Origin of the sequence: Dactylosporangium siamense, assembly GCF_016862795.1 — a bacterium.
Lineage (GTDB): Bacteria > Actinomycetota > Actinomycetes > Mycobacteriales > Micromonosporaceae > Dactylosporangium > Dactylosporangium siamense.
Window position 1 is genome coordinate 1 of the sequence record NZ_BONQ01000239.1, and the last position, 4,320, is coordinate 4,320.

Genomic DNA, 4,320 nt, shown 5'->3' on the forward strand with positions numbered 1-4,320 from the left:
CAATACCATGCTGGAAGTATGTGACCTGCACCTCGTTTTGGATTTCACCATCACCCGCAAGCGCCGACGCCTTGCCCGGATCCTCCGGCTTCCTTACCGGCCGGCAGTGGTGACCGGCGATCACAGTCCTTGCAGGTCGTCCGAGCACACGATGCGCGGGCTGCCTGGTGCAGAGGCTAAAAGATCTTGGAAGTCGGTCAAGATTTATTGCGAGTCGGGGCGGATCCCGTGGCTGAAGGGTGAGACACCCGCACTGACTCGAATTGAGGAGCACGAGGATCATGACCGACCAGGCCCACCATGGCTCGGCCGTCCCGGCCGACCGCACCAGCGTCGAGTAGGCGCCGCGCTTGGACCTCGACGCGCTGCAGCCGGGCCCCGACTGTGCATCGTCCGGAGATCCTCAGGCGGACAACTCGTCGCATCAGCCGATTTCCCGCCTTGAGCTGGCACGAATGCTGGGTATGCGCCCGGCCGAGCTGTCCCGGTGGCTGAACCTCGCCGATGCCGCCCGGCCGTTGCTGCGGGCGGCCGCCCCACGGCTCCGCGCCGTCGCTGCGACGACCTTGCCCGCGTCGGCGGTCCGGCAGGTGGTCGAGGCCGCAGTCCCAGCCCTGGGCCAGGTCGCGGCCGTACCCGCGCCCGCGAAGCTGCACCAGACCAGCCTTGCGCTCGTCGGCATGCCGCCCCGCCTCTTCCCGGTCGCCGAGGCCCGGCTTCTCAAAGCGCTTGCGCCGACGTTGCCGACGCGAGCCGACCTGCTGCCGGCGTACTCGGCAATCGACCTGTTCCGCAAGTGGAACCAGCGACAGCTGTCGTCGCACTTGAACCTCATCTGGCCGAAGTCGTTGTCGGACGGCATCCGTGACCTGCTCTGGAACTGGCGGTCCTTGGCCGGGCAGATCGGGCCCGACCGGCTGCTCGCCGCCGAGGCGTACGCGGCCGCTGTGGGGTCCGCACGAAGATCCTGGCGGACCCTGAGTCGGAGACTGCTGTCATCGAGTTCGGCCGCACTTGGCTCGGGTTCTCCTCGATGCCGCGCAGCCGGGTCGACGCTACCGTGGCAGCTTTGCTCGACGACACCTGGATCGACGAGCCATCGGGCGTTGATTTCCGGGGGCGATTGCGTGAGCGAGTCAACCGCGAGCACGAGGTACACCGGCCGATCGCCGAGCGGCAGATCGGCGGCCGGTTGGTGGCCTCCTTGGACGCGCCCGTGGCCTGGGCCGCCGGGCCGGCGGGCACGCTCACCATGCTCGACATGCACGCCGCGCCGGACCCGACCGAGGCCGTGGCGCTCGGCAGGGTCGGCGGTTGGCACGACCCGCGGATCGATCGCGTCCTGGCCCACCTCGACGACCGCGAGCGCGCAGTCGCGATGGCCTACGCCGAGGGTGGCGACGGGATGACGTGGCGGTTGGCGGCCGCGGCGGCGGGTGTGGACCCGAAGTTCGCCACCCGGGTGCAGACCAAGCTCCAGCGCGAAGGCCGCAAGCTGCGCGAGCGCCTCAACGCCGCCGCAGGGACGGTGACCCGGTGACCCAGCGGTTCATCAGTCCTCGCGAGTCCGGGACGCTGCTCAGCCTGCGCGCCGCCGTCATCCTGCTGCTCGCCGTGGCCGCGGGTATCGCCGCAGGCGTCCTCGCCCACCTTGCCGGACAATCGCTGCCCGCCGGCGTACTCGTCGGAGGTGGTGCCAGCGGCGGCGCCATGGTGCTGTTCAACGCCGTCATTGGGCGATGATCGTGGCTACGGTGGCCCGGGCGCAGGGCCTGGGCCACCGGAGCGGCCGTACGCTGCGGCTCGTTCAGATATCTACAGCGGTTCGGTTGGGGTGGACGATGAGCTTCCCCCGCTTTGATGGAGCGGTTGATGTTCCCCGGGTTCTGTGGAGCCGTCACGGTTGGTCTCATGCCACGGACAGGATGGTGGGAAGGAGTCTTTCGAACTCGGCGGGGGCGAGCATGCCGAGGGCGCTGTGCCGGCGTTGCCGGTTGTGAAAGACTTCCAAGTATTCGAATATAGCGTTGGCGAGTTCAATGCGGGTTTTCCACCGACGGCGGTTGAGTAACTCGGTCTGCATGCGACCCCAGAACGACTCCATCATGCCGTTGTCGTAGCAGTCGCCGATGGTGCCCATCGAAGGGATGAGCCCTGCTTGGTGGACGCGGCGGGTGAAGGTCCAGGACGTGAATTGCACACCGTGGTCGGAGTGGATCACAGTCGCTGTGCTGCGGCGGTTGGTGATGGCCATGCTCAGCGCGTTGGTCACAAGGGCGGCGTTCTGGGTCGAGTCGATGGACCAGCCGACCACCTTGCGGGAGAACGTGTCCAGCACGACGGCGCAGTAGACCTTGCCCTCACGGGTGGGGTGTTCGGTGATGTCGGTGACCCACAGCAGGTTCGGCGCGTCCCGGGTGAAGTTCCGGTTCACCAGGTCCGCGGCGGTCGGTGTGTCCGGCTTCGGCCGGAACCTTCTGCGCGTTGGCAGACCCACGATGCCGGCACGGCGCATGAGCACCTCGACCGAGCCGTGTCCAACCACGATGCCGCGACCCAGCCTGAGCTCGGCGTGTACCCTCGGAGAGCCGTAGACGCCGTGTGATGCGGCGTGGACTTCACGGATCTGCTCGGTCAGCCAGAGATGCCGCAGCGCCCGGGCAGACAGTGGCCGGCTGCGCCAGGCGAAGAACCCGGACACCGACACCTCCGTCACCCGGCAGCACGCTTCGATCGGAAACCCTTCAGCGGCCATCGTTGCGATCGCCGCGTACCGGTCTTTTGGGAGCACCGCCTCCTTGAGCAACTCCGTTGCCCGGCGATGGATCGCGAGCTCCGTCTCCAGTTCAGCGATCCGACGTCGCGCCGCGACCAGCTCGGCATGGTCACTGGAGGTAACACCCGGCACCTGGCCGGTGTCGATGAGCTCCTGCCGACGCCAGGTATAGATCGTCTGATCACTGACCTGCAGATCCCGGACCAGTTGCGCGACGCTACGACCGGCCTTGAGCAGGTCCAGAACCTTGCGACGGAACTCTGGTGGATAACTTCTCGGCACGTCTCTCTCCAACGAGCGACAGGCGCGAAAATCCAACCAAACCTACTCCATTCAACCCGGGGAACATCAGACGGAAAATGCCGCCACGGGTGACGAAACGAGCCCGGAACGCCGTCAGGCGAGTCACGATTGCTGGCGGGCGCATTAGCTCGCTGTACATTCGTCGAACCGTGCGTTCCACAGGATCGACAGGATCAACTTGAAGCCAGGCGCGGGCAGGCGTTGTCGGTTCGTCCGCATGTAGCAGTTCGGGCGTTGCGGCATTTTCCAGTGTCTGTCGAGCCCGCTCAAGGAATTCGACACCGTATAGCGGGATAGGCGACATATCTACTGAATTCGATCTCCGTGACAGTTCGATCCACTTGGTGCGGTCACGCAGCGTCCAGCGTCGCATTACCCAAAGTCCTGCGACAGCGGCCATTCCGGCGGCAATCGGCACCAGAACTCTAACCCAGAATGGCAAGCCCATCATCAAAGTGTTGAAGCGGGAACGCTAGGCGCCATTGGCCAGTAGGTCAGAGTCGAAGTATGCGCTGCCGACAAAGCTCCGTTTTTCGAGGCGGAGAGCTGGGTCGATCTTGCTGTCGTGGGCTCGGCGTCGGGCCGAGCAAACCGCCGTTATGAGCAGCAGCGACACCGCTGCCGTCGTTGTGGTGCCGCCGTGGCTAACCCTCCCCACGAGGCGAGGAGCTCGGTTTGGCTGTGTCATGGCTGATGGCGTGCGTCGCCCTGATCTCCCGTGAGCGTTGGCCGGTTGGGTGCCGAGGTTTCTGGTTTGCCACGAGAGGGTCTAATCGTTGCGTTTGGGAGCTTTGCCGGACTGCACGCTTCGTGCTCAATGATCGGCTGATCTTTGGGTGGGCGGTTGCGGTTAGTGTGCAGGTGGGCGGCGTATTGCGGTGTGATGCCCACGGCTTGGCGACTTTGACGCCGAGTGATCGACGATCGTCACATCTTGTGTGGCGGTGATCGCTGCCCGTACGTTGCGTTCGATCCGGGTCTGGTTGCGGACTTGGGTGTGCGCTGTGTACGGGGAGGCGTCATGCCGGTGTCGATGTCGTTGTGGTTGGTTCGTCGTTGGCGTGCTGGTGCGCTGCGGCGGTCGCGGGTGCTGGCGGCGGCGGTGTGCGGTGTGCTGGTCGGGTCGGCGGTGGTGGTGTTGCCGGCTCGGGCGCAGGGGCCGTCGTGGCCGGTGCCGGCTGCGCCGGCGGCGGGGGCGTCGGTGCCGGTGACGCCGGTGGTGTCGAAGGCGTCGGCGTTGG

4 protein-coding genes are annotated in these 4,320 nt (G+C 66.2%); 3 read left to right on the forward strand and 1 reads right to left on the reverse strand.

Going from position 1 to position 4,320, the window contains the following annotated elements; genetic code table 11:
* The first annotated feature begins 1,069 nt into the window (after nucleotides 1-1,069).
* Both Dsi01nite_RS56660 and Dsi01nite_RS56665 read left to right on the forward strand, forming a co-directional pair.
* Nucleotides 1,070-1,540 (forward strand): hypothetical protein, encoded by a 471-nt coding sequence (locus Dsi01nite_RS56660; protein ID WP_203854846.1) that lies wholly within the window; start codon nucleotides 1,070-1,072, stop codon nucleotides 1,538-1,540.
* Nucleotides 1,537-1,743, forward strand: a complete 207-nt coding sequence (locus Dsi01nite_RS56665) for a hypothetical protein (RefSeq protein ID WP_203854847.1) — start codon at nucleotides 1,537-1,539, stop codon at nucleotides 1,741-1,743. The genes Dsi01nite_RS56660 and Dsi01nite_RS56665 overlap by 4 nt, the downstream gene beginning before the upstream one ends.
* A gap of 166 nt (nucleotides 1,744-1,909) precedes the next feature.
* Here Dsi01nite_RS56665 and Dsi01nite_RS56670 read toward each other — a convergent pair whose 3' ends face one another.
* Complete coding sequence (locus tag Dsi01nite_RS56670) at nucleotides 1,910-3,058, reverse strand: IS3 family transposase (protein ID WP_203854848.1); 1,149 nt, start codon at nucleotides 3,056-3,058, stop codon at nucleotides 1,910-1,912.
* Nucleotides 3,059-3,992: 934 nt separating this feature from the next.
* Between Dsi01nite_RS56670 and Dsi01nite_RS56675 the strand changes: the two genes are divergently transcribed.
* Nucleotides 3,993-4,320: hypothetical protein (locus Dsi01nite_RS56675; protein WP_203854849.1), on the forward strand; the 328-nt coding region annotated here is incomplete at its 3' end.